Here is a 22343-nt window from a genome sequence, read left to right as displayed (position 1 = left end):
TCCTCCTCTCCGCTCACTCCTGCTCCCGACCCATGCCCACCCTGCTGATCGCCGACGACCACCCGCTGTTCCGCGAAGCCCTGCGCGGGGCGTTGCAGCGGGTGCTGCCGGGCGTGCGGCTGCACGAGGCCGACAGCGTCGATGCGCTGTACGCGCTGGTGGACCGGCATCCGGACGCCGACCTGCTGCTGATGGACCTCAACATGCCCGGCGCGCAGGGCTTCAACGCGCTGGTGCACCTGCGCGCGCTGCACCCGCAGTTGCCGGTGGTGATCGTCTCGGCGCGCGAGGAACCCACGGTGATGCGCCGCGCGCTGGACCACGGCGCGCTCGGCTTCATCCCCAAGTCGGCCGATTCGGACACCATCGGCCAGGCCATCGGCGCGGTGCTCGACGGCGAGCGCTGGGCGCCGGAGGAAGCGCACAACGCGCCGGCCACCTCGCGCGACGAGCACGAGGTGGCCCAGCGCCTGCGCGAGCTGACCCCGCAGCAGTTCCGCGTGCTGCAGATGCTCGGCGCCGGCCGCCTCAACAAGCAGATCGCCTACGACCTGGGCGTGTCCGAGGCCACCATCAAGGCCCACGTCACCGCCATCCTGCGCAAGCTCGGCGTCACCAACCGCACCCAGGCCGTGCTGATGGCCTGGCTGATGGTGGAGCCGGATGCGATCGTGCTGCCGGTGGAAGAGCAGGATTGAACGAGGGGCGGCTCCGGACCCCTTGGGCGCCGGCGGCGGGATGCGGGCTCAGAACGCCGGCTTGCCGATGCGCAGCACGTAGTCGAGCGAGGCGGCGCCCAGCCCGGGCAGGTTGAGGTAGAGGCCGTCGGTGCCGATGGTCACGCTCTCCACCTTGACGTCGACATAGGTATCGAGGGTGGTGCTGGCGCCCTGGCTCGCGACGTGGATGGCCTTGAGGGTGTAGGTGCCGATGGGCGCCTGGTCGCCCCTGGCATTGCGGCCGTCCCAGGAGAACGGCAGCTCGCCCTTGCCGCCGGCCTCCAGCACCAGCTTGCGCACGACCACGCCGCAGTCGTCGATGATCTGGATGTTGACGATGCCCATCCCGCGGGCCATCACCGAACCGGTGGCGGCGCCGTTGCCGGTCAGGGCGATCTTCTGCGAAGGCAGCAGCACCGAATGGCCTACCAGCAAGGCGCTCTTGAGCACCTGGTCGTCGCTGTGGACGCTGGCGGGTGCGGCCGCGGTCATGTTCAATTCGGATATCCCCTGTACGGTTGAAGACGGCGCGCGTCCGGCGGCGCCTTCGCCCTCCGGCCGGGGGCCGTCCGGCTCCCCGGCGCGCGCAGGCCCGCCCGCCGCCTTGCCGTCGGCCTGTGCGGGCGCGCAGGGCGGGAAGGGAGCGGAGCGCTCCGCCCCGTCCACGGTCACGGTCACGTTGGCGCAGTTTCCCGGCATCGCCGTCCAGTCCGGGCTTGCGCGCTCATGCCCACGACCTCTTCCAGTAGCGGGCGAGCCGTTCGGCCACCTGCGGGTGGTCGCGGTAGTAGACGGCGTTCTCGTGCAGGCCGACCCAGCGCTCGTGGTCTTCCAGCAGGCCGGCGAGATGGCCGTTGAGGTTCAACAGGCTGCCGCGGGCTGTTTCGGCGGGTTCGCGCCGCAGGATGATCTCGACGCAATTCAACAGGCAGCGCAGCAGGTCCAGGCTGTCCTGGCTCTTGCGCTGCGCGGCCACGGCCAACCGTTCCAGGTGCTCGGGCGGCAGCCGCGCGATGGACGCATCGGTCAGGCCCGTGCCCTCGCCCTGCAGCAGTTCCAGTATCCGCACCAGCGGCGTGACGTCCCCGGCCGGGTCCGGCGCATCCGCATCCGATGGCGGTATCGGGAAGTTCATTCATCCTCCGGTGAATCGCCCTTCATTTGGGACGCGGGAAGCCGATACAGGTCTTGGACAGACCCGTTGCGGGCGGAAGCGCCCCGCGGATCCATCGTCACGGGGATGACACTACGTTATTCGTAGTATCGGAGTCAAGCCGGCTTTTCGTAGCTTGCTCTACGATCCCGTCGGAAGTTTCCGTGCCCGCCAAACGCAACGTCCCGATCTACAGTCGAAGACTGCGCCAAGCTCGGGAAGCCAAAGGCTTGTCCCAGCGCAGCCTGGGCATCGAAGCCGGGATCGATGAATTCGTCGCCAGCACGCGGGTCAACCGCTACGAGACCGGCGTACACCAGCCCGACCATCAGACATTGACCCACCTGGCGCAGGTGCTGGACCTGCCGACCGCCTACTTCTATGCCGAAGATGACCGGCTGGCCGCGCTGATTGCGGAATTCCACCAGATCCACCTGACCTCTTCCCGCTTGATCAAGGGGGGCAAGGGAGGCAAGGGGAGCAAGGGGGACAAAGGCGACTGATCGCAGGCGAGGTCCGGCGTCGGTAGCCGGGCCTGCCGCGGCACAGGACAAGCCACTGCCGGGCGCAGCGCGGGATTCCCCGAGTTCGCCGGGACCTGGCTGGAATCAGGCTCCCCCGGTCGCCGGGCATGTGAACCCTTTCCGCCTGGCCTGGTTGCGGCCGAGCATCCGGTCGGTCACCGGCAGCGCGTCGCCGTTGAGCCGCCAGTCGTAGATCACGCTGAAGGCGAGCACGCGGGCGACGTATTCGCGGGTCTCCTTGTAGCTGATGGTCTCGATCCACAGGTCGGGATCGTAATTCGGCCGCTGCGACTGCCAGCGCGCGGTCGGCGCCGGGCCGGCGTTGTAGGCGGCGATGGCCACGTAGGGCACGCCGTAAGTGTCCTCCATCTGCCGCAGGTAGGCGGTGCCGAGGCGGATGTTGGTGTCGGCGTCGTACAGGCTGTCGGCGCCGCCCCAGGCGATGCCGAGCCGCCGGGCGGTGGCCGCGCCGGTGGTCGGCAGCACCTGCATCAGCCCGCGCGCGTTGGCGCCGGAGCGCGCGCGCGGATTGAACACGCTCTCGGCGCGGATCTCGGCCGCCACCCAGGCCGGATCCAGCGCGTGCCGGGCCGACTCGCGGCGGATCGCCTCCTGGTGGTGCAGCGGGAAGCGCAGCTCGTACAGGCGCTGCTCGTCGGGCTGCTTGCCCAGCGAGAACACCGCGCGATCGAACCAGCCGTTGTCGTGCGCCACGCCGACCGCGATGCGGCGCTGGGCGTCGTCGAAGCGCGCCATCGCCTCGTTCCATTCGGCGGTGGCCCAGCCGGGACGATCCAGCTTCCACAGTTCCATCGCCCGCACGATCGCCGGATCGCGGGCGACCGCCGCGCGCGCCTGCGCGCCGTCGTCCGGCTTCCACGGGCACAGCACGTATGGCTGGCCGAGCCGGTCGGCGGCGAGGAAGCCGTGGAAGGTGGGCGAGGCGGCGGCTTCGCGCAGCAGGCGCTGCGCCTCGGCCTTGTCGCCGGTCTTCTCGGCCATGCGCGCCTCGAACCAGCGCCAGCGCGAATCCTCGCGCTGCGCCTTCGGCATCCTGCGCAGCGCGGCCAGCGCGGCGCGCCAGTCGCCGCGCGCCATCGCCTCGCGCACGCGCCACTCGTGCAGGCGCTCGTCGTAGGCCGATTCCGGCACCGCCTCCAGCCGCCGCGCCGAGTCCGGGCCGTACGAGGCCACCGTCCACAGCGCGATCTGGTACAGCACCGGCGCCTGCTCGGCCGGGCTCATGCCCAGCGCCTGCGCGTACTGCGGCAGCTGGCGCTCGGCCGCGTCCGGATCCTTGCCGGCCAGCCGCGCCAGCCCGTGCGCGGCCATCCTGCGGCTGCGCTCGCCGCGCGGCCAGTTCAGCGCGCGCGGGTGCACCGCGTCGATGAAGGCGGCGTAGTCGTTGGCCAGCGCCGCCTCGGCCGCCGGCAGGCCGCGCGCCGCGCTGCGCATCACCGCGCCCTGCTGTTCGGCGGCGGCCGCGTCGATGCGCGCCCAGCGCAGTTCCGGCGGCAGCCCGCCGCGGCTGGCCAGCAGCGCGAACACCGGGTCGCAACCGTCCGGCAGCGACTGGGCCGCGCCGCGCCAGATCGCCTGCGCGTCGCGGGTCCACTGTTCGTCCAGCGCGCCGGTGGCCTGGCGCGCATTCAGCTCGGCGCATTGCAGGGCGGCGCCGCGCTGCGGCCGCCAGTGCGCGCGGAACGTGCGCCATTCCTGCCGCCGCGCCAGCGCCGCCAGCCACAGCGTGCGGAACTGCTCGCCCACCGCCTGGCCTTCGTGGCGCTTGAGGAAGTCCCGCGCCTGCGCATCGCCCACGGTGTCGATGCGCCGGCTCATCTGCGCGAACTGCAACCAGCCGTGCAGCGGATGCCGGGCCAGCGCGGGATCGACCGGCTGGCCCTGCGCGGCGGCTTCCAGCGCGGCGCGCACCTGCGGGCGCTGCGCCTCCAGCGATTGCGCGCGCGACGGCGCGGCGGCGAACGCGCACAGCGCAGCGAGTACGATGATCGAAGCGGAACGGGACATGCGCCGGAATATACCGAAGGCGCATGAACGTCCGTGACGAAAGCGCGACGCATGCCGACAGGGGACGCGATGGACTGGAGCAACGTGTGGATATTCCCGCTGCTGGGCGTGATCGCCGGCATCCTCGCCGGCCTGCTCGGCATCGGCGGCGGGCTGGTGCTGGTCGGCGCGCTGGTGTGGCTGCTGCCGCTGTACGGCGTTCCCGCCGAGGCGGCGATGCACGCGGCGCTGGCCAGTTCGCTGGCCAGCATCGTGCTGACCGCGGCCTCGTCGGCGCGATCCCACCACCTGCGCGGCAGCGTGATGTGGCCGACGGTGGCGTGGATGGTGCCGGGCCTGCTGATCGGCGGCTGGCTGGGCAGCGGCTTCGCGGTCGCGCTGGACGATGCGGCGCTGCGCTGGATCGTCGCCTGCTACTGCCTGCTGGCCGGCGCGCAGATGGCCTTCGGCGGCGTCCGCAACGGCGGCCGGGGCGACGCGCCGCCGCGCGGCCTGCCGCTGACCGCCGCCGGCACCGGCATCGGCGCGGTGTCGGCGGTGGTCGGCATCGGCGGCGGCAGCATGACCGTGCCGCTGCTGGTCTGGCTGGGCTCGCCGCCGGTGCGCGCGGTCGGCACCTCCAGCGCCTGCGGCGTGGCGATCGGCGTGGCCAGCGCGCTGGGCTATGCGCTGCACGCGCCGGCCGGCGCGCTGCCGGCGCACGCGATCGGCTACGTCTACCTGCCGGCGGCGATCGGCGTGGCCGCCGCCTCGGTGCTGGCCGCGCCCTGGGGCACGCGGCTGGCGCACCGGCTCAGCGGGCGGGCGCTGCGGCGCGTGTTCGCGCTTTTCATGATCCTCGTCGCAGTCAGTATCGTGATAGCGAAGTGAAGAGATGACGGCACGTTCGTCGCATGTTGCGGCGTGACTTGCCCTGTTTTTACGATTTGTTTACAAGGAGCGCAGGCCGCTGGCAGCAGTGAGAAAGGAACAGGGGGGCCGTGGCCGACACCACCCATTCTTAAGGAGAGAGAACATGAAACTGCGCATTCGGCCGCTGGCCGCCGCGGTTCACTGCAGCCTGCTGTTCGCTTTGCCCGGCCTGGCCGCCGCACAGGACGCGCCTGCCCGCAGCACGCCCACCACCCTGGACAGCGTCCAGGTCACCGGCACCCGCATCAAGAAGGCGGAGATGGAAGGCCAAGTGCCGGTCCACGCGCTCACCCGCGAGGACATCGAGCGCTCCGGCCTGACTTCCATCGGTGACGTGCTGCAGGAGCTGACCGGCTCCGGCTCGGCGCTCAACACCCGCTTCAACTCGTCCGGCAACTTCGGCTTCTCGCCCAACGGCGACGGCGTCGGCGCCGGCTCGGCGCAGGTGGATCTGCGCCACCTCGGACCCAAGCGCGTGCTGGTGCTGGTCGACGGCGTGCGCTGGGTCAACGAGTCCTCCGCCTCCGGCGTGGGCGCGGCGACCGATCTCAACACCATCCCGCTGGCGATCGTCGAGCGCATCGAGGTGCTGGAGGACGGCGCCTCGTCGCTGTACGGTTCCGACGCCATCGCCGGCGTGGTCAACATCATCACCCGGCGCGCGTTCGACGGCGGCCAGGTCACGCTGAACTACGGCGAGTATGGCGAGGGCGACGGCACCACCCAGGGCGTGGACCTGGCCTGGGGCTATACGACCGATCGCAGCAGCCTGTTCCTCGGCGCCAGCCATACCGACCAGGATCCGGTCTATTCGCGCACGCGCGAGCAGGCGAGCTTCCCGACGCCGGGCACCGGGCTGACCTTCGGCAGCTCGGGCACGCCCAACGGCCGCTTCATCTTCATCGCGCCCACGCCCAGCACGGCCTGTCCGCTGACCGACCATGACGACAATCCGGCCACGCCGCCGGTGGCGTTCTGCAACATCACCACGCCCAATGGCTCCTCGTTTCCCAACGGCGTCAGCTATCCCGACGACTTCATCGGCTTCACCACCGCCAACCGCTTCAACTTCGCCCAGTACAACCTGCTGGTCACCCCGTCCAGGCGCACCGGCGTGTTCGGCCAGTTCCGCTTCGATCTCAGCGATGGCCTGCAGTGGTACGCCAAGGCGCTGGCCAACCGTCGCGAGTCGGTCAACCAGGCCGCGCCCGAGCCGATCTTCCTCGGCCCCGACGCCGGCACCGGCAACCCGCTGGCCGACAACATCTTTATTTCCCGGCTCAACCCGTACAACCCGTTCGGCTTCGATCTCGATTCGGCCGACAACCTGATCATGATCGGCCGCCGCCCGGTGGAAGGCGGCGCGCGCGTGTTCGAGCAGGAGGTCGACACCCGCTACCTGGCCACCGGCCTGAGCGGCAGCTTCGCCGACGCGCGCTGGTTCTGGGACGTCAACGCGGCCTGGAGCGAGAACGAGGCCGAGCAGACCAACTACGGCAGCTACAACATCTACAACATCGCGCTGGCGCTGGGCGATCCGGCCGCCTGCGCGGCGGTGGCCGGCTGCGTGCCGCTGAACATCTTCGGCGGCCCCGGCACCATCACCGCGCCGATGCTGGCGTGGATCCAGCCGGTCGTGCGCGATCGCAGCAAGAACAGGCTGATGCTGGCCTCGGCCAACCTCAGCGGCGATCTGTTCGAGCTGCCGGCCGGCGCGCTGGCCTTCGCCGCCGGCTACGAGTACCGCAAGTACGAAGGCTCGTACAGCCCGGATCCGCTGACCGTGCGCGGCCACTACAACGGCGTGCCGTCGCTGCCGACCTCGGGCGAGTACGACGTCAACGAGGTGTTCGTCGAACTGGACGTGCCGATCCTCGCCGACAGCGCGTTCGGGCAGAAGCTCAACCTCAACCTCGCCGGCCGCTATTCGGACTACTCGACCTTCGGCGGCGAGTTCACGCCCAAGTACGGCCTGCGCTGGCAGGTGACCGACGAGTTCCTGCTGCGCACCACCTTCGCCGAGGGCTTCCGCGCGCCGGCGATCGGCGAACTGTTCGGCTCGGCCGCGCGCGCCGACCTGCAGATCTCCGATCCCTGCTCGATCGGCCTGGGCGGCACCCCGCCGCGCGGCAGCGCCAGCAACTGCGCCGCGCTCGGCGTGCCGACCGGCTACCAGCAGGCCAACTCGCAGATCTCGGTGACCACCGGCGGCAATCCGGATCTGGAACCGGAGCGCTCGCGCAGCTTCAGCGCCGGCTTCGTATGGAGCCCGGGCTTCGCCAGCGGCGCATCGTGGTCGGACCGGCTGGATTTCGAGGTCACCTTCTACCGGCACGACCTGGAAGGCGCGATCCAGGCCATCGACGCGCAGACCCAGCTCGACCTGTGCGTGGCCACGCTCGAAGCGCAGTACTGCGACGGCATCACCCGCGCCTCCACCGGCGGCATCAACGGCTTCAACAACCGGCTGGTCAACCTGGGTTACATCAAGACCGACGGCTGGGACGTCGACCTGAGCTGGGCGCTGCCGGAAACCGCGGCCGGCCGTTTCCGCATCGCCTGGCAGAACACCTTCGTCACCCGCTACGAGGCGGTCGGCGCCGGCGGCACGCGGCAGCCGCGCGCGCCCGGCATCGAGGTCAACGACAGCGCCATCCCCGAATGGACCTCGACCGCGACGCTGGACTGGCGGCAGGGCAACTGGAACGCGTCGTGGTCGCTGCGCCACGTCGACGAGCTGAGCGAGGACTGCGGCGACGCGGTCGCCTTCCCGGTGTGCAGCGACCCGGCCACCGGCACCAACACCCTGGCCGCCACCACCTACCACGACGTGCAGCTGGGCTACCGCTTCGGCTGGATGAAGGGCCTGCAGCTGACCGCCGGCCTCAACAACGTGTTCGACGAGGATCCGCCGATCTGCCTGTCGTGCTCGCTCAACGGCTACGACCCGTCCACCTACGACATCCCGGGTGGACGCTTCTGGTACCTGCGCGCGGACCTGAAGTTCTGACCGCGGCGGGCCGCCACGCGAAAAAGGGGAAGCCGGCGCAAGCCGGCTTCTTCCTGTGCGTGGCGGGCGGCGGGGCCGCGGTTGCGCTCAACCGCGCAGCGCCGCCTCCGGCACGTCGATGTCCATCGCCAGGGCCAGGTGGTCGGAATTGGCCGCCGGCAGCGCGCGGGCGTCGTTGGCGACCAGGTCGGCGCTGATCAGGATGTGGTCGATGGCGCGCTGCGGCCGCCAGCTCGGGAAGGTCGGCACGCAGAACTGCGGCGGCTGCAGGCGGGTGCGCTTGTACAGCGTCTCCATCTCCGGGCGATCCGGCAGGCAGTTGAAGTCGCCCATCAGCACGGCGTTGGGATGGTCGGACAGCAGTTCGGCGATGAAGGACAGCTGCGAGTGGCGGGAGTTGGCGCCCAGCGACAGGTGCGCCACCGCCACGGTCAGGCCTTCGCGGCCCTCGCCGAAGCGCGCCATCAGCACGCCGCGCCCGCTGATGCGGCCGGGCAGCGAATGATCGCTGACCGCGACCGGCTCCAGCCGGCTGAGCAAGCCGTTGGCGCTGCCGGCCACGCGGGCGACGTTGCGGTTGGGCTGGTGGCTCCAGTAGTCGAAGCCGGCGCGCTCGGCCAGGTAGTGGGTCTGGTTGGTGAAGCCCGAGCGCAGGCTGCCGGGGTCGGCCTCCTGCAGGCCGACGATGTCGTGCTGGCCGGCCAGCTGCGCGATCAGGTCCAGGCTGCCGCGCTTGTTGCCCGCCGGCAGCGCGTGCGACCAGCTGCGGGTGAAGTAGTCGCTGTAGCGGCGCGTGCTGGAGCCGGCCTGGATGTTGGCGCTGAGCACGCGCAGGCGGCGGGTCTGCAGCGGTGACTGCGGCGCTTGCGGCGTGCCCGGGTTCGTCATCGGCAGGGCTTCAGCGCGCCGCGCGTTCCTGCGCGATCAGGTGCTCGACGGTGTTGAGCATCTTCTCGTAGCTGTCGCCCACGCTGACCGTGTACTTGCCGTTGACCACCATCGTCGGCGTGCTCTCGATGCGGCTGCGCATGGCGAACTGCTTGCTGCGGTTGAGCTTGGCCTCGATGCCGAAGCTGTTGAAGGTGGCCGCGTAGGTCTTGGGATCGACGCCGTGCCCGGCGTAGAACTGGGCGAACTGCTCGGCGGTCACGCCCTGCACCGGCAGGCTGCGCTGGACGTGCACGGCGTTGAACATGGCGTCGTGGGTCTTGTCGACCACGCCCAGGGTCTCGGCCGCCCAGTAGGCGCGCGCGTACGGCACCCAGTAGCCGCCGAAGGCGGCCGGCACCGGGACGAAGCGCACGTCGGCCGGCAGGCGGCGCTTCCACGCGCTGACCACCGGCTCGAACTGCGCGCAGCCGCCACAGGTGTAGCCGAACACCTCGGCGACCTCGATCTTGCCGTCCTGCGGCGCGAACGGCTGGCCGTTGTCGATCACCAGGTAGTCCACGCCGGCCACCGGCGCCGGGCCGCTGGGCGGCGGCAGCTCGGCCGGCGTCGCGGCGGCGGTTTCGGCCGGGGCGGAGCCGGCTCGGTGGCGGCCGGCTCGCTCGCCGGCGCTTCGCCGGCGGCGGGGGCCTCGCCGGCCGGGGCTTGCTGGGTGACCGGCACCGCCGGCTCGGTCGCGGCAGGTTCGGACTTGTTGCAGGCGGCCAGCAGCGGCAGCAGCAGGGACAGCGCCAGGACGAAACGGGATTTCATCGTTCGGACTCCAAACGGGAAGGAGGGGAAGGCGGGAGGGACATCATGCCGTGGATGGCGGGACGGGAGCGTCGACGCCTTCAGCGTCGCGCCGCCGCGCGCTCGCGCGCGACCAACTGGTCGACGATGCGCAGGGCCTCGTCGAAGTTGCGCCCGCCGATGACGCGGTACCTGCCGTTGACGATCAGCGTCGGCGTGCCCTCGACGCCGGCGGCGGCCATGAACTCGCGCGAGCGCTGCAGCCTAGCCTCCAGCGCCGGGTTGCGCAGGGCGTCGATGAAGCGCTGGCGGTCCACGCCGAGGCTGGCGTAGTAGTCGGCGATCTCGTCGGCGGAGGCGTTCTGGATCGGCAGCAGCTGCTGTTCGTGCAGGGCCTTGAACACCTGGGCGTGGGTGCGCTCGAGCACGCCGAGCGACTCGGCGGCGTAGTAGGCGCGCGCATACGGCAGCCAGTAGCCGCCGAACGCCGCCGGCACCGCGGTGAAGCGCACGTGCGCCGGCTGCCTGCGCTTCCACTGGGCCAGGGTGGGTTCCAGGTGCGCGCAGTGGACGCAGGTGTAGCCGAACACCTCGACCACCTCGACCTTGCCGGCCAGCGGCGCGAACGGCTTGCCGTCGGGGATCTCCACGTAGTCCACGCCCGCCTGCGGCGCGTCGGGAGCGGCCAGGGCCACGGCCGGCAGCAGGAGCAGCAGCAGGGCGAACAGGCGGGATTTCATCGCGGGCATCTCCATCGGGGTTCCACAAAAAGAAACGCCGGCCATGATCGGGCCGGCGCAATGAAGGAGCGGTGACTTGGACCGCCCGCGGGCGGCCAGGTTCATTACGGGGCCGCGGCCACGTCGTCGGCGCGGTCGTGCAGGCCCTGGATGTAGCTGGCCAGCGCCTGGATTTCCTGCTCGGTCAGCGGCTTGGCCACGGCGGACATGACCTTGACCAGCGGATCGCCGGCCAGATCCGGCATGCCGGCCTGGTATTCCTGCAGGCGGCGCACGGTGTAGTCCTGCATCTGCCCGCCGATGTGCGGGTAGGCCGGGCCGGGGTTGCCGGCGCCGGACGGGCCGTGGCAGGCCAGGCAGGCCGGGATGCCGCGCCCGGCGTCGCCGCTGCGGTAGAGCTTCTGGCCGATCTCGTAGAACTTCATGCCGTCGTAGGGGCCGCCGTCGGCGACCACGCTGTCGTCGGCCAGGCCGGCGCCGGACTTCTGGGTGGCGTAGAAGGCGCCGACGTTGCGCATGTCCTGCGCGCTGAGCATCTGCGCGAACGGCGCCATCACCGCGGCCAGCCCGGTGTTGCGCTTGCCCGAGGCGAACAGCGCCAGCTGGTGGGCGATGTAGCGCTCGCTCTGGCCGGCGATGCGCGGGTACATCGGATTGTCCGAGTTGCCGTCGATGCCGTGGCAGGCGGCGCACGCGGCGGCGGCGGTCTGGCCGGCCTTGGCGTCGCCCCAGGTGGTCTTGGCCAGGTCGATCTCCAGCGGCGCGGTTTCCACCGGCGCGTTGTCGGGCACCGGCGTGACCTCGGCGGCCGCGGCCGCCTCGGGAGCTTCGGTGTTCGTCTGTGCAAACGCGACCGCGGCGACGGCCACGATGGCCAGTCCAGCGAGTCCCATGACGCGAGCGTGGCGCATGCTAAAGCTCCGTAAACCCTTGAACGAGGCGGTGCCGGATGGCGACCGCGAAACCGGGCAATTATCGTCGCGGGCCGGGTGGGTGGTCAAATTCGGGGGCAGGGATTGGGGATTCGGGATTGGAGCCATCGTCCATGCTCGTCATCCCAATCCCCAATCCCGAATCCCAATCCCGAATCCAGGCCCACGCCATGCCATGCTATCGGCATGTCCAATCCCCTGAACGCCGCCCGCTACCTGCTCTCGGCGCACAACACCGGCCAGTTGCCGCCCGACGGCGGCCACGAGGTCGCCTTCGCCGGCCGCTCCAACGCCGGCAAGTCCAGCGCGCTCAACGCGCTGGCCGGCCACAACGCGCTGGCGCGGGTGTCCAAGACCCCCGGGCGCACCCAGCAGCTGGTGTTCTTCGAGGTGCAGCCGGGTCGCTGCCTGGTCGACCTGCCCGGCTACGGCTACGCCAAGGTGCCGCAGGAGCTGCAGGCGCACTGGCAGGCCTTCATCGACCGCTACTTCCGCGAGCGCGAGGCGCTCAAGGGGCTGGTGGTGGTGATGGACATCCGCCATCCGCTCAAGGACTACGACCGCCAGATGCTCGGTTACGCGGTGCAGCGCGGACTGCCGGCGCACGCGCTGCTGACCAAGGCCGACAAGCTCGGCCGCGGCCAGCAGGCCAACGCCCTGCAGGCGGTGCGGCGCGAGCTGTTCTCGGCCTACGGCGACAGCGTCGGCGTGCAGACCTTCTCCGGCGAGTCGAAGCAGGGCGTGGAGCAGGCGCGCGCGGTGGTGGCCGGCTGGCTGGGGCTGGCGCAGGCGTTGCCGTCCTCGTCCAGGCTTTCCCGGGATCCCTGAAAGGCCCGTCATCCGCGCAGGCGGATTTTCCAGGAGCTTGCTAGAGCGCCACGTCGAACAGGCTGCCGATCAAGTGCGCGGCGCTCATGGCCAGCGCGCCCCAGAAGCCGGCGCGCAGCGCGCCGCGCAACAGCGGGGCGCCGCCGATGCGGGCCGCGGCCGCGCCGGACAGCAGCAGGCCGGCGAGGGTGGCGAGGGTGGTCACCTCGGCCACGCGCGCTTCCGGCGCCAGCACGGCGGTGGCGAGCGGCAGCAGCGCGCCGGCGATGAAGGCGGCCGCCGAGGCCAGCGCCGCCTGCAGCGGGCGCGCGCGCAGCGTCTCGGTGATGCCCAGTTCGTCGCGGGCGTGCGCGGCCAGCGCGTCGTGCGCGGTGAGCTGCTCGGCGACCTGCCAGGCCAGCCCGTTGCTGAGGCCGCGCTGCACGTAGATGTGCGCCAGTTCGGCCAGTTCCTGCTGCGGCTCGGTCTGCAGTTCGCGCAGCTCCACCGCCAGGTCGGCCGCCTCGGTGTCGGCCTGCGACTGTACCGACACGTATTCGCCGGCGGCCATCGACATGGCCCCGGCCACCAGCGCGGCCACGCCGGTGGCCAGGACCAGCTCGGCACCGGCGCCGCTGGCGGCCACGCCGACCACCACGCCGGCGACCGAGACGGTGCCGTCGTTGGCGCCCAGCATCGCCGCGCGCAGCCAGCCGGCGCGACCGCTGCGGTGGCGTTCGGGATGGCGGCTGAGGGTGTGCAGGCACAGGTGAGGCATGGGCGAAAGCCTAGCCCCATGCGTTTTGCGATGACGAATTGAGACCCACTATCGCTGCCGCGAGGCAGGGCGGTGCGGCGGCGATGGAATACTGCAGGCCGCCCGTGGCGCCGTGGCGGCCGGGGGCGTCCGTTATAGTTTGCGTCCTGCGCCGGGCCTTGACCGGTCCCCCCGCCGTTCGCGAGACCGCCTTTGTCGAGTCCCAGCCATACCGCCGACACGCCCATCACCGACCGCGCGCAACTGGTCGCCTACCTTGCTTCCGGCGAGAAGCCGCGCGCCGACTGGCGCATCGGCACCGAGCACGAGAAGTTCGGTTTCCGCCTGGACGACCTGCGCCCGCCGACCTTCGACGGCGAGCGCGGCATCGAGGCGCTGCTGAAGGGACTGACCCGGTTCGGCTGGGATCCGGTCGAGGAGAAGGGCCGGGTAATCGCGCTGTCCAGGGACGGCGCCTCGGTGACGCTGGAGCCGGCCGGGCAACTGGAACTGTCCGGCGCGGCGCTGGAGAACATCCACCAGACCTGCGTCGAGGTCGGCACGCACCTCAACGAGGTGCGCCAGGTCGCCGACGAACTGCGGCTGGGCTTCCTCGGCATGGGCTTCCAGCCCAAGTGGCGGCGCGAGGAGATGCCGTGGATGCCCAAGGGCCGCTACCGGATCATGAAGTCGTACATGCCCAGGGTCGGCTCGCTGGGCCTGGACATGATGACGCGCACCTGCACGGTGCAGGTCAACCTGGACTACGCGACCGAAGCGGACATGGTGAAGAAGTTCCGCGTGTCGCTGGCGCTGCAGCCGATCGCCACCGCGCTGTTCGCCGACTCGCCGTTCACCGAAGGCAGGCCGAACGGCTACCTCAGCTACCGCTCGCACATCTGGACCGACACCGATGCCGATCGCACCGGCATGCTCGACTTCGTGTTCGAGGACGGCTTCGGCTACGAGCGCTACGTCGACTACCTGCTCGACGTGCCGATGTACTTCTCCTACCGCGACGGCGTCTACGTCGATGCCAGCGGGCAGAGCTTCCGCGACTTCCTGCGCGGCGAACTTCCCGCGCTGCCGGGCGTGCTGCCGACCCTGGGCGACTGGTCCGACCACATGACCACCGCCTTCCCGGAAGTGCGGATGAAGAAGTTCCTGGAGATGCGCGGCGCCGACGGCGGCCCGTGGAACCGGCTGTGCGCGCTGCCGGCGTTCTGGGTCGGCCTGCTCTACGACGATGCTGCGCTGGATGCGGCGTGGGACCTGGTGCGCGACTTCACGATGGCAGAGCGCCATGCCTTGCGCGACGGCGTGCCCAAGCACGCGCTGAAGCTGCCGTTCCGCGGCGGCACGGTGCGCGACCTGGCCGCGCAGGCGCTGAAGATCTCAGTGGCCGGCCTGCGCCGTCGCGCCGTGCACAACAGCCGCGGCGTGGACGAGAGCGGCTTCCTGGATCCGCTGGTGGAGATCGTCGAGGCCGGCCAGACCCCGGCCGAGCGCAAGCTGGCGCTGTTCCACGGCGAATGGAACGGCGACATCGACCGCGTGTTCCGCGAGTTCGCCTACTAAACGCAAGCCGGCGTCACCGCTGCTGTATACTGCCCCCCAGTATCCAGCCGGGGCTGCCCGATGCCGCATTCGCCCGAGGAAAAGAAACGCGTGCTGGCCCGCGTGCGCCGCCTGCGCGGGCAGGTCGACGCGCTCGAGCGCGCGCTGCAGGACGGCGCCGACTGCGGGCCGGTGCTGCAGCAGATCGCCGCCATCCGCGGCGCGGTCAACGGGCTGATGTCCGGCGTGCTGGAAAGCCACCTGCGCGAGGAACTGGCGCAGGCCGCCGCCTCGCCGGCGCGCCGCCAAGCCGGCATCGACGATGCCGTGGCGCTGGTGCGCTCGTACCTGCGCTGATCGTCCTTCCCTCCCAGGAGTCCATGCCATGAAATCACGCGCCGCCGTCGCCTTCGCTCCCGGCCAGCCCTTGCGGATCGTCGAGATCGACGTCGCCCCGCCCAGGGCCGGCGAAGTGCTGATCCGGATCACCCACACCGGCGTCTGCCACACCGATGCATTCACCCTGTCCGGCGACGATCCGGAAGGCCTGTTCCCGGTCGTGCTCGGCCACGAGGGCGCCGGCGTGGTGGTCGAGGTCGGCGAGGGCGTGACCAGCGTCGCCCCCGGCGATCACGTGATCCCGCTGTACACCGCCGAATGCGGGCAGTGCCTGTTCTGCAAGTCGGGCAAGACCAACCTGTGCGTGGCCGTGCGCGCGACCCAGGGCAAGGGCGTGATGCCCGACGGCAGCACGCGCTTTTCGTACAACGGCCAGCCGCTGTACCACTACATGGGTTGCTCGACCTTCAGCGAATACACCGTCGTGGCCGAGGTCTCGCTGGCGAAGATCAATCCCGAAGCCAATCACGAGCACGTCTGCCTGCTCGGCTGCGGCGTCACCACCGGCATCGGCGCGGTGCACAACACCGCCAAGGTGCAGCCCGGCGACAGCGTGGCGGTGTTCGGACTCGGCGGCATCGGCCTGGCGGTGATCCAGGGCGCGCGCCAGGCCAGGGCCGGGCGCATCATCGCCATCGACACCAACCCGTCCAAGTTCGAACTGGCGCGCGAGTTCGGCGCGACCGACTGCGTCAACCCGAAGGATCACGACGAGCCGATCCAGCAGGTGATCGTGGAGATGACCGGCTGGGGCGTGGACCATTCGTTCGAGTGCATCGGCAACGTCAACGTCATGCGCGCGGCGCTGGAATGCGCGCACCGCGGCTGGGGCCAGAGCGTGATCATCGGCGTGGCCGGCGCGGGGCAGGAGATCTCCACCCGCCCGTTCCAGCTGGTCACCGGCCGCAAGTGGATGGGCACGGCCTTCGGCGGGGTGAAGGGCCGCAGCCAGCTGCCGGGCATGGTCGAGGACGCGATGAAGGGCGAGATCGAACTGGCCCCGTTCGTGACCCACACGATGCCGCTGGAGGAGATCAACACCGCCTTCGACCTGATGCACGAGGGCAGGTCGATCCGCAGCGTCGTCCACTATCGATGATGCGCTCCCTCCCCCGCCAGCGGGGGAGGGTCGGGGCGGGGGCAAGCCGGAAGGCCTGCCGCTGCCCGTTTCCCCCATCCGCCCTTCGAGCACGCTCGCCTTCGTAGGGGCGGGGATTTGCAGAGGAATTCCAGAATGCAACGCATCGAACACCGCGCCTGCTTCGGCGGCTGGCAGGACGTCTACCGGCACGAATCGGAGGTGCTGGGCTGCGCCATGAACTTCGCGGTCTATCTGCCGCCGCAGGCGCAGACCGGCGCGAGGCTGCCGGTGCTGTACTGGCTCTCCGGCCTGACCTGCAACGAGCAGAACTTCATCACCAAGGCCGGCGCGCAGCGCCATGCCGCCGAGCACGGCCTCATCCTGGTCGCGCCGGACACCAGCCCGCGCGGCGACGACGTGGCCGACGCCGAGGGCTACGACCTGGGCAAGGGCGCCGGCTTCTACGTCAACGCCACGCAGGCGCCGTGGGCTGCGCACTACCGCATGTACGACTACGTCGCGGAAGAGCTTCCCGCGCTGATCGAGGCGAACTTCCCCGCGACCGATGCGCGCGGCATCAGCGGGCACTCGATGGGCGGGCATGGCGCGCTGGTGATCGCGCTGCGCAATCCCGGGCGCTACCGCAGCGTGTCGGCGTTCTCGCCGATCGCCGCGCCGTCGCAGGCGCCGTGGGGCGACAAGGCGTTTTCCGCCTACCTGGGAGACGACCGCGAGGCATGGAAACGCTACGACGCGACCGAACTGGTGGCCATGACGCAGGAAAAGCTGCCGCTGCTGATCGATCAGGGCGATGCCGACGAATTCCTCGACAGCCAGCTCAAGCCGCATCTGCTGCAGGCCGCCGCACAAGCCGCCGGCCACCCGCTGACGCTGCGGCTGCAGCCCGGCTACGACCACAGCTACTACTTCATCGCCAGCTTCATCGGCGAGCACATCGCCCACCATGCCGCCGCGCTGAAGCGCTGAGCCACCTCTGTGGGAGCGACGTCAGTCGCGACGAAGCTTTGCCGCTAACCTGTCGCGACTGACGTCGCTCCCACGACAGGATGCGGTGATGCGGGGAGCATGAAGTCGGTATAGGCGAAGCGCCCGTCGCGCAGCACGGTGTCGCCACGGCGCAGGTGCAGCGGCGCGGCGAACATCGGCCCGTCCCATACGCAGGTGTGGAACTCGCCGTTCTCGCCGCAGGGATCCACGCCTGCCGGCAGATCCGCCAGCAGGCCTTCGTCGAAATCGCGGCCGGCGAACGCTGCCGGCAGCTGGGTGGTGTCCACGCAGCACAGGCCGGCGCGCAGGCCGGAAGCGATCATCCCGCGCGCCAGCAAGGCGGTGTCGCGGCCGAACAGCGGGGTCAGCAGTCGCCAGCCGGCGGCCGTGCAGCGTTGCTCGCGCCAGGCGCGGATGTCCTCCAGCAGCAGGTCGCCGAAGGCGACCGTGCGCAGTCCCGGCCAGCGGCGCGCGGCCTCGGCCAAGGCCGCGGCCATCGCCGCGTCGTAGGCGTCGTTGTCGCCGCCCGCGCGGATTTCCGCTTCCAGCAGCGGCAGGCCGGCGGCCCGCGCCTGCGCGTGCAGGACTTCACGGCGCACGCCCTGCATCGAGGAACGGCCGTATTCGGCGGTGACGGTGGTCAGCAGCGCGACCACCTCGACATCGGCGCGCTGGCGCAGCGCGTGCAGCGCCCAGGCCGCATCCTTGCCGCCGCTCCACGCCAGCAGCACCGGCGTCGCGGTCGCGGCCATCAGGCCGCGGAGACGTCGCGCAGTTCCCAGCCGTGGCCGGCCAGCAGGCGCAGGCGGTGCTTGAGCACCTGGCCGGGGATGGAGGTGGTGGCGAGCAGGGCAATCTGCAGGTCCTTCTGCTGGCCGCTGACCTGCGCCTGCGGGTCGACCACGCCCAGGCCGGCGTCGACGTCGTCGGGTTCGTCCTGGGACATCTTCCAGCGCTCGAACAAGCGCGGGCTGCGCAAGGCATCCTGCAACTGCTCGGCGAATCCTTCCGCGCCCTGGGCGGTGAAGCTGAAAGCCGGATCGCCGCCGCGGGCGCCGGCGGGATTGGGCAGGTTGATGTAGTAGCGGACCGGCATGGCGTCTCGGGCTCCCTGTTGGGTCGCAGCTTAATGACCGGCAGGTGAAGAAACGGATAAGCCGGCCGCCTCGCGATCGATATCGGAAGAACCTAGCCGGGCTTGAATTCGTGCGGCTCGGCGGCGAAGCCGACCACCACCGCGCCCTTGCCGACGTTGACCATGCCGGTCAGGCTCATCACGCTCTCGAACACCTCGACCTTGTTGTTCTCGCAGATGTCGCGCAGCCGCTGGTAGCCGGGCAGCGCGCGCAGTTCCGACAGTTCGCCGCCGTAGCTCATGCACAGCGTCGGCGCCATCAGGCCCTTCATGACCTGGTTGCCGGCGTGCCGGAACATCTGCTCGACCGCGTTCTCGAAGCCCTTGATCTTGGCCACCGGCTCGGTCGCGCCGCGGTAGCCGCGCAGCACCGGCTTGATGTCCAGCGCGCTGCCGAGCGCGGCGCTGAGCAGGCCGACGCTGCGATCGCCCTTGGTGCGGGCGCGCGCGCGCAGGTAGTACAGGTCGCGCGGGATCATGAAGCCGTGGGTGTTGGCCGCCAGCAGTTCCAGCCGCTCGCGCATCTGCTGTAGGCCGGTGCCGGCCTCGCGCAGACGCACCGCCTCCACCGCGGTGACGCCCTGCGCGGCGAACAGGTTCTGGGTGTCGATCACGCGCAGCGCGAACGGCGAGTTGTACCCGGCCGCCTGCCGCGCCGGCTTGTAGTCGTTGAGGATCGCGAAGCTGGCCTGCATCGCGTTGTCGTGGATCGGGCTGCGCGTGCGGGTGATGGTCAGGCAGAACACGTGGTCGTAGTCGATGACCAGCTTGCCCAGGAACAGGTCGCGGATCTGGTTGACCGTGAACGGGGTGGTCTCGGCCTCGTGGCCGCGCTCGGCCACGTGCGCGTGCAGGAAGCCCAGGGTGGCCTCCTCGTCGCGGTGGTCGGCCAGCACCGCCTCGCCGATGCGGACCGTGATGGGCAGCACCACGATGTTGTTCTTTTCGAGGAACTCGTGCGGCAAATCGCACGCAGAGTCCACCACGATCCCGATGCGCATGTCCTGCCCCTCCCGGCGTGCGTCGCATTCAATCCGCGAAACGTATCGCAAAAAGCGATGCGACGCAGCCTCCGTGGGGTTTCAGTCGTAGGCGCGCGGCAGCGGCCCGGCCTGGCGCAGGTAGCGGTCGCGCAGTTCGGTCTGGCGCGAGCGCATCGGCTGCGCGCGGCCGTCCAGCCAGACCTGCTCGGCGGTGTGCGCCACGTCCAGCGGGTCGCCGCTCCACAGCACCAGATCGGCGCGCCGGCCCGGGGCGATGGTGCCGATCTGCTCGGCCACGCCGAAGGCCTGCGCCGGGATCCGGGTCAGGCCGGCCAGCCCCGCTTCCCACGGCAGGCCGTTGGCGACCGCGTTGCCGGCCAGCTGGCGGACCTTGCGCGCGTTGTGCGAGGCGTCGCCGGCCTGGGTGAAGGCCACCGCCACCCCGGCCGCGTGCAGGCGGGCGGCGTTCTCCAGGGTGGCGCCGATCTGGTCGAAGTCGGCCGGCAGGTCGGCCAGCGCATCGACCAGCACCGGCACCTGCGCCTGCGCCAGCTGCGGGGCGAGCTTCCACGCCTCGGCGCCGCCGGCGATGGCGATGCGGACCTTCTCGCGCGCGGCCCAGCGCAGCAGCTGGCGGATGTCGGCGGCGCGGTTGACCGCCACCACGATGCGGCCCTGGCCGGCCAGGTAGCGCGCCAGCGTGGCGCGGCCGGCGGGGGTCAGCAGCGCGTGCGGCGAGTCGGCCGGCATGCGCCCGCGCGCCTCGGCGACCAGTTGATCCAGCAGCATCCACTGCGCCGCGCGCGAGTTGCCGCTCAGCCCGGAAGCGGCGCTGCCGAGGCGGATGAACAGCGCGCGTGATCCGATTGGATCGGCGCTGCCGTCCAGCCGCACCACGCCGCCCTGGCCGGCGACGAAGGCGCCGCCGGTGGTGGCGCCGAGCAGGGTGAAGCCCAGCCCTTCCACCCGCGCCACCGGGATCAGCACCGAGGCCGGGTTGTAGGCCAGGGTGACGTCGAACTCCGGCCGCACCGGCTGCTCCTTCAGCGTCAGCGAAGCGTCGTCGGTGGCCGATTCGCCGGAGACCTCCTCGATGCCGATGGCGGTGATGCCGCCGAACAGCGCCGGGGTCAGCGGCTTGCCGCCGGCCTCGACCACGGCCACGCCGGCGGGCGCGGACAGCGCGCTGCCGACCGCGCGGATCACCCCGCCTTGCACCAGCACGTCGGCCGCCTGCAGGGTGCCCTGCGGGCCGGCGGTGTGAACGGTGGCGTTGCGGATCAGCAGGTCCTGCGCGGCGGCGGCGAACGAAGCGGCCGCGCATGCGGCCAGCAGCACCGCCCTGGCCGCCGTCCCGGCCAGGGCCGGGACCCGGCGCCGTTCACCGGTCCTGCCGCAAATCTGCACGGAAGTCGCCGGCTCGTGGCCTTTGCTGGAGCGGCGGGAAACATCGCGCACGCGGATCATGGCGCCACCTCCTGGCCCAGCAGGAAGTCGGACTTAGGCCGTCGCGACGGATCGTGGCGGTCGTAGACGCGCGCGCCGTCGATGTACACCTGCTCGGCCCTGGCGTAGACGCTGAAGGGGTTCTGGTTCCACACCACCACGTCGGCCATCTTGCCGGCTTCCAGCGTGCCGGTCTGCTCCTGCACGCCGAGCGCGCGCGCGGCGTTGCCGGTGAGCCAGCGGATCGCGCGCTCCGGGGCGATTTCGCCCATGCCGGCGCGGCGCGCGTTGGCCATCACCTTGGCCGCCTCCTGGTTGAGCCGCTGGATGCCCTCGTCCGAGTCCGAGTGCACGATCGCGCAGCCGCCGGCGGGACGGTCGACCAGCGCGATGTTCTCCTGGATGCCGTCGAAGGCCTCCATCTTGAAGCCCCACCAGTCCGCCCACAGCGCGCCGCAGACGTTCTCCTGCGCCAGCCGGTCGGCCAGCTTGTAGGCCTCCACGCCGTGGTGGAAGGCGGCGACCTTGAAGCCGAACTCCTTGGCCAAGTCGAGCATCGTGGCCATCTCGTCGGCGCGGTAGCAGTGGATGTGCACCAGGATCTCGCCGTTGATGGCGCCGGCCAGCGTGTCGAGCTTGAGGTCGCGCTTGCCGCCGGCGTCGCCGCCGCTGTCCGGCGCGTCGCCGCCGGAAGCGCGCTCCCACCAGCGCTTGCGCTTGGGCGCCTGCGATCTGGGTGCGTTCTTCTTCAGGTACTCGGCCGCGTCGATGAAGGCGGCGCGGTAGCCGGCGACGTTGCCCATGCGCGTGGCCGGGCCGCTCTTGCCGCCGTAGACGCGCTTGGGGTTCTCGCCGCAGGCCATCTTCAGCCCCCACGGCGCGCCGGGGAACTTCATCGCCTGGTAGCTGGTGGCCGGCACGTTCTTCAGCGTCACCCCGCGCCCGCCGACCAGGTTGGCCGAGCCGGGCAGGATCTGCAGCGAGGTCACGCCGCCGGCCAGCGCGGCGTGGAAGCCGGGGTCCTGCGCCCAGATCGAATGCTCGGCCCAGACGTTGGCGGTCACCGGCGAGGTCATCTCGTTGCCGTCGCTGTGCGCCTTGACGCCCGGGCTGGGATACACGCCCAGGTGCGAGTGCACGTCGATGATGCCGGGCGTGACCCACTTGCCGCCGGCCTCGACCACGGTCGCGCCGGCCGGCGCGGCAAGGCCGGTGCCGATCGCACTGATGCGGCCGTTCTCGACCAGCACGTCGGCGTTGTCCAGCCGCCGGCCGTCGCCGACCAGCACGGTGGCCTGGCGGATCAGCAGCGGCGGCGCGGCCAGCGCGCGGTAGGTGCTCGGGTACGGGTCGAAGGTGAAGCGCGAGGTCGGCGTGGCCGCCTGCGCGCCCGCGCACAGCAGCGCCAGGCTCAGCCCGGCCAAGAGTGTCGGTCGCATCGGTGTTCCCCTGGAAGCGGAACCCGGAACCTA

General features: G+C 71.0%; 23 protein-coding genes. 9 read left to right on the top strand and 14 right to left on the bottom strand.

From position 1 onward, the window contains the following. Positions 1–32: 32 nt before the first annotated feature. Positions 33–698 carry a response regulator transcription factor gene (locus AAG688_RS16605; RefSeq protein WP_411833298.1) on the top strand — a complete coding sequence of 222 codons (666 nt, stop codon included), beginning with the start codon at positions 33–35 and terminating at the stop codon, positions 696–698. Between the two features lie 48 nt (positions 699–746). Here the strand turns inward: AAG688_RS16605 and AAG688_RS16600 are convergent, their stop codons facing one another. Together AAG688_RS16600 and AAG688_RS16595 are read right to left on the bottom strand one after the other, a co-directional pair. Beyond that, positions 747–1211 (bottom strand): FLgD tudor-like domain-containing protein, encoded by a 465-nt coding sequence (locus AAG688_RS16600; protein ID WP_411833297.1) that lies wholly within the window; start codon positions 1209–1211, stop codon positions 747–749. Positions 1212–1443: 232 nt separating this feature from the next. Next, positions 1444–1854: a hypothetical protein gene (locus AAG688_RS16595; protein ID WP_411833296.1), complete on the bottom strand. Its 411-nt coding sequence runs from the start codon at positions 1852–1854 to the stop codon at positions 1444–1446. Between the two features lie 182 nt (positions 1855–2036). On the opposite strand from AAG688_RS16595, the gene AAG688_RS16590 reads away from it, so the two are divergent. Next, positions 2037–2375 carry a helix-turn-helix domain-containing protein gene (locus AAG688_RS16590; protein WP_411833295.1) on the top strand — a complete coding sequence of 113 codons (339 nt, stop codon included), beginning with the start codon at positions 2037–2039 and terminating at the stop codon, positions 2373–2375. 105 nt (positions 2376–2480) lie between these two features. On the opposite strand, the gene AAG688_RS16585 is transcribed toward AAG688_RS16590, so the two are convergent. Then, a complete protein-coding gene (locus AAG688_RS16585) occupies positions 2481–4424 on the bottom strand; it encodes a transglycosylase SLT domain-containing protein (protein ID WP_411833294.1) in 1944 nt (647 codons plus the stop codon). A gap of 51 nt (positions 4425–4475) precedes the next feature. On the opposite strand from AAG688_RS16585, the gene AAG688_RS16580 reads away from it, so the two are divergent. Both AAG688_RS16580 and AAG688_RS16575 read left to right on the top strand, forming a co-directional pair. Then, complete coding sequence (locus AAG688_RS16580; protein ID WP_411833293.1) at positions 4476–5294, top strand: sulfite exporter TauE/SafE family protein; 819 nt, start codon at positions 4476–4478, stop codon at positions 5292–5294. 145 nt (positions 5295–5439) lie between these two features. Beyond that, positions 5440–8346: a TonB-dependent receptor gene (locus tag AAG688_RS16575; RefSeq protein ID WP_411833292.1), complete on the top strand. Its 2907-nt coding sequence runs from the start codon at positions 5440–5442 to the stop codon at positions 8344–8346. Between the two features lie 87 nt (positions 8347–8433). Here the strand turns inward: AAG688_RS16575 and AAG688_RS16570 are convergent, their stop codons facing one another. The 5 genes from AAG688_RS16570 to AAG688_RS16550 all read right to left on the bottom strand — a co-directional run bounded on the left by AAG688_RS16570 (position 8434) and on the right by AAG688_RS16550 (position 11677). Continuing rightward, on the bottom strand, positions 8434–9234 hold the full coding sequence (locus AAG688_RS16570; RefSeq protein ID WP_411833291.1) for an endonuclease/exonuclease/phosphatase family protein: 801 nt from the start codon (positions 9232–9234) through the stop codon (positions 8434–8436). 10 nt (positions 9235–9244) lie between these two features. Then, the gene (locus AAG688_RS16565) at positions 9245–9796 is read right to left on the bottom strand and encodes a thiol:disulfide interchange protein DsbA/DsbL (protein ID WP_411833290.1); all 552 of its coding nucleotides are present in this window, start codon (positions 9794–9796) and stop codon (positions 9245–9247) included. Continuing rightward, complete coding sequence (locus tag AAG688_RS16560; RefSeq protein WP_411833289.1) at positions 9781–10047, bottom strand: hypothetical protein; 267 nt, start codon at positions 10045–10047, stop codon at positions 9781–9783. Before AAG688_RS16560 ends, AAG688_RS16565 begins: the two co-directional genes overlap by 16 nt. 80 nt (positions 10048–10127) lie before the next feature. Next, on the bottom strand, positions 10128–10766 hold the full coding sequence (locus AAG688_RS16555) for a thiol:disulfide interchange protein DsbA/DsbL (protein WP_411833288.1): 639 nt from the start codon (positions 10764–10766) through the stop codon (positions 10128–10130). A gap of 104 nt (positions 10767–10870) precedes the next feature. Beyond that, positions 10871–11677 (bottom strand): c-type cytochrome, encoded by an 807-nt coding sequence (locus AAG688_RS16550; protein ID WP_411833287.1) that lies wholly within the window; start codon positions 11675–11677, stop codon positions 10871–10873. 207 nt (positions 11678–11884) lie between these two features. Between AAG688_RS16550 and yihA the strand changes: the two genes are divergently transcribed. Next, the gene (yihA, locus tag AAG688_RS16545) at positions 11885–12526 is read left to right on the top strand and encodes a ribosome biogenesis GTP-binding protein YihA/YsxC (protein ID WP_411833286.1); all 642 of its coding nucleotides are present in this window, start codon (positions 11885–11887) and stop codon (positions 12524–12526) included. Between the two features lie 40 nt (positions 12527–12566). Here yihA and AAG688_RS16540 read toward each other — a convergent pair whose 3' ends face one another. Beyond that, positions 12567–13283, bottom strand: a complete 717-nt coding sequence (locus AAG688_RS16540; protein ID WP_411833285.1) for a VIT1/CCC1 transporter family protein — start codon at positions 13281–13283, stop codon at positions 12567–12569. A 192-nt stretch (positions 13284–13475) separates the two neighbouring features. On the opposite strand from AAG688_RS16540, the gene AAG688_RS16535 reads away from it, so the two are divergent. From AAG688_RS16535 to fghA, 4 genes are all read left to right on the top strand, one after another. Then, positions 13476–14840, top strand: coding sequence for a glutamate--cysteine ligase (locus tag AAG688_RS16535; RefSeq protein ID WP_411833284.1), 1365 nt, complete (start codon positions 13476–13478; stop codon positions 14838–14840). A 60-nt stretch (positions 14841–14900) separates the two neighbouring features. Then, positions 14901–15176, top strand: coding sequence for a formaldehyde-responsive transcriptional repressor FrmR (gene frmR / locus AAG688_RS16530; RefSeq protein WP_411833283.1), 276 nt, complete (start codon positions 14901–14903; stop codon positions 15174–15176). Positions 15177–15204: 28 nt separating this feature from the next. Beyond that, the gene (locus AAG688_RS16525) at positions 15205–16317 is read left to right on the top strand and encodes an S-(hydroxymethyl)glutathione dehydrogenase/class III alcohol dehydrogenase (RefSeq protein ID WP_411833282.1); all 1113 of its coding nucleotides are present in this window, start codon (positions 15205–15207) and stop codon (positions 16315–16317) included. Between the two features lie 135 nt (positions 16318–16452). Then, positions 16453–17286 (top strand): S-formylglutathione hydrolase, encoded by an 834-nt coding sequence (gene fghA / locus AAG688_RS16520; RefSeq protein ID WP_411833281.1) that lies wholly within the window; start codon positions 16453–16455, stop codon positions 17284–17286. Positions 17287–17330: 44 nt separating this feature from the next. On the opposite strand, the gene AAG688_RS16515 is transcribed toward fghA, so the two are convergent. From AAG688_RS16515 to AAG688_RS16495, 5 genes are all read right to left on the bottom strand, one after another. Then, a complete protein-coding gene (locus tag AAG688_RS16515) occupies positions 17331–18059 on the bottom strand; it encodes an ATP-binding protein (RefSeq protein ID WP_411833280.1) in 729 nt (242 codons plus the stop codon). Further along, on the bottom strand, positions 18059–18403 hold the full coding sequence (locus AAG688_RS16510) for a hypothetical protein (protein WP_411833279.1): 345 nt from the start codon (positions 18401–18403) through the stop codon (positions 18059–18061). The genes AAG688_RS16515 and AAG688_RS16510 overlap by 1 nt, the downstream gene beginning before the upstream one ends. A 92-nt stretch (positions 18404–18495) precedes the next feature. Continuing rightward, entirely contained in the window at positions 18496–19443 is a 948-nt protein-coding gene (locus tag AAG688_RS16505) for a DegV family protein (protein ID WP_411833278.1), read from the bottom strand. 81 nt (positions 19444–19524) lie between these two features. After that, complete coding sequence (locus tag AAG688_RS16500; RefSeq protein WP_411833277.1) at positions 19525–20892, bottom strand: amidohydrolase family protein; 1368 nt, start codon at positions 20890–20892, stop codon at positions 19525–19527. Further along, positions 20889–22310 carry an amidohydrolase family protein gene (locus AAG688_RS16495; protein ID WP_411833276.1) on the bottom strand — a complete coding sequence of 474 codons (1422 nt, stop codon included), beginning with the start codon at positions 22308–22310 and terminating at the stop codon, positions 20889–20891. The genes AAG688_RS16500 and AAG688_RS16495 overlap by 4 nt, the downstream gene beginning before the upstream one ends. Positions 22311–22343 lie beyond the last annotated feature (33 nt).

This window comes from Pseudoxanthomonas mexicana (assembly GCF_046736355.1).
In the GTDB taxonomy this organism is placed as follows: Bacteria; Pseudomonadota; Gammaproteobacteria; order Xanthomonadales; family Xanthomonadaceae; genus Pseudoxanthomonas_A; species Pseudoxanthomonas_A mexicana_B.
The sequence above is the reverse complement of the archived record's forward strand: the minus strand, read 5'-3'. Positions and strand labels throughout refer to the sequence as shown.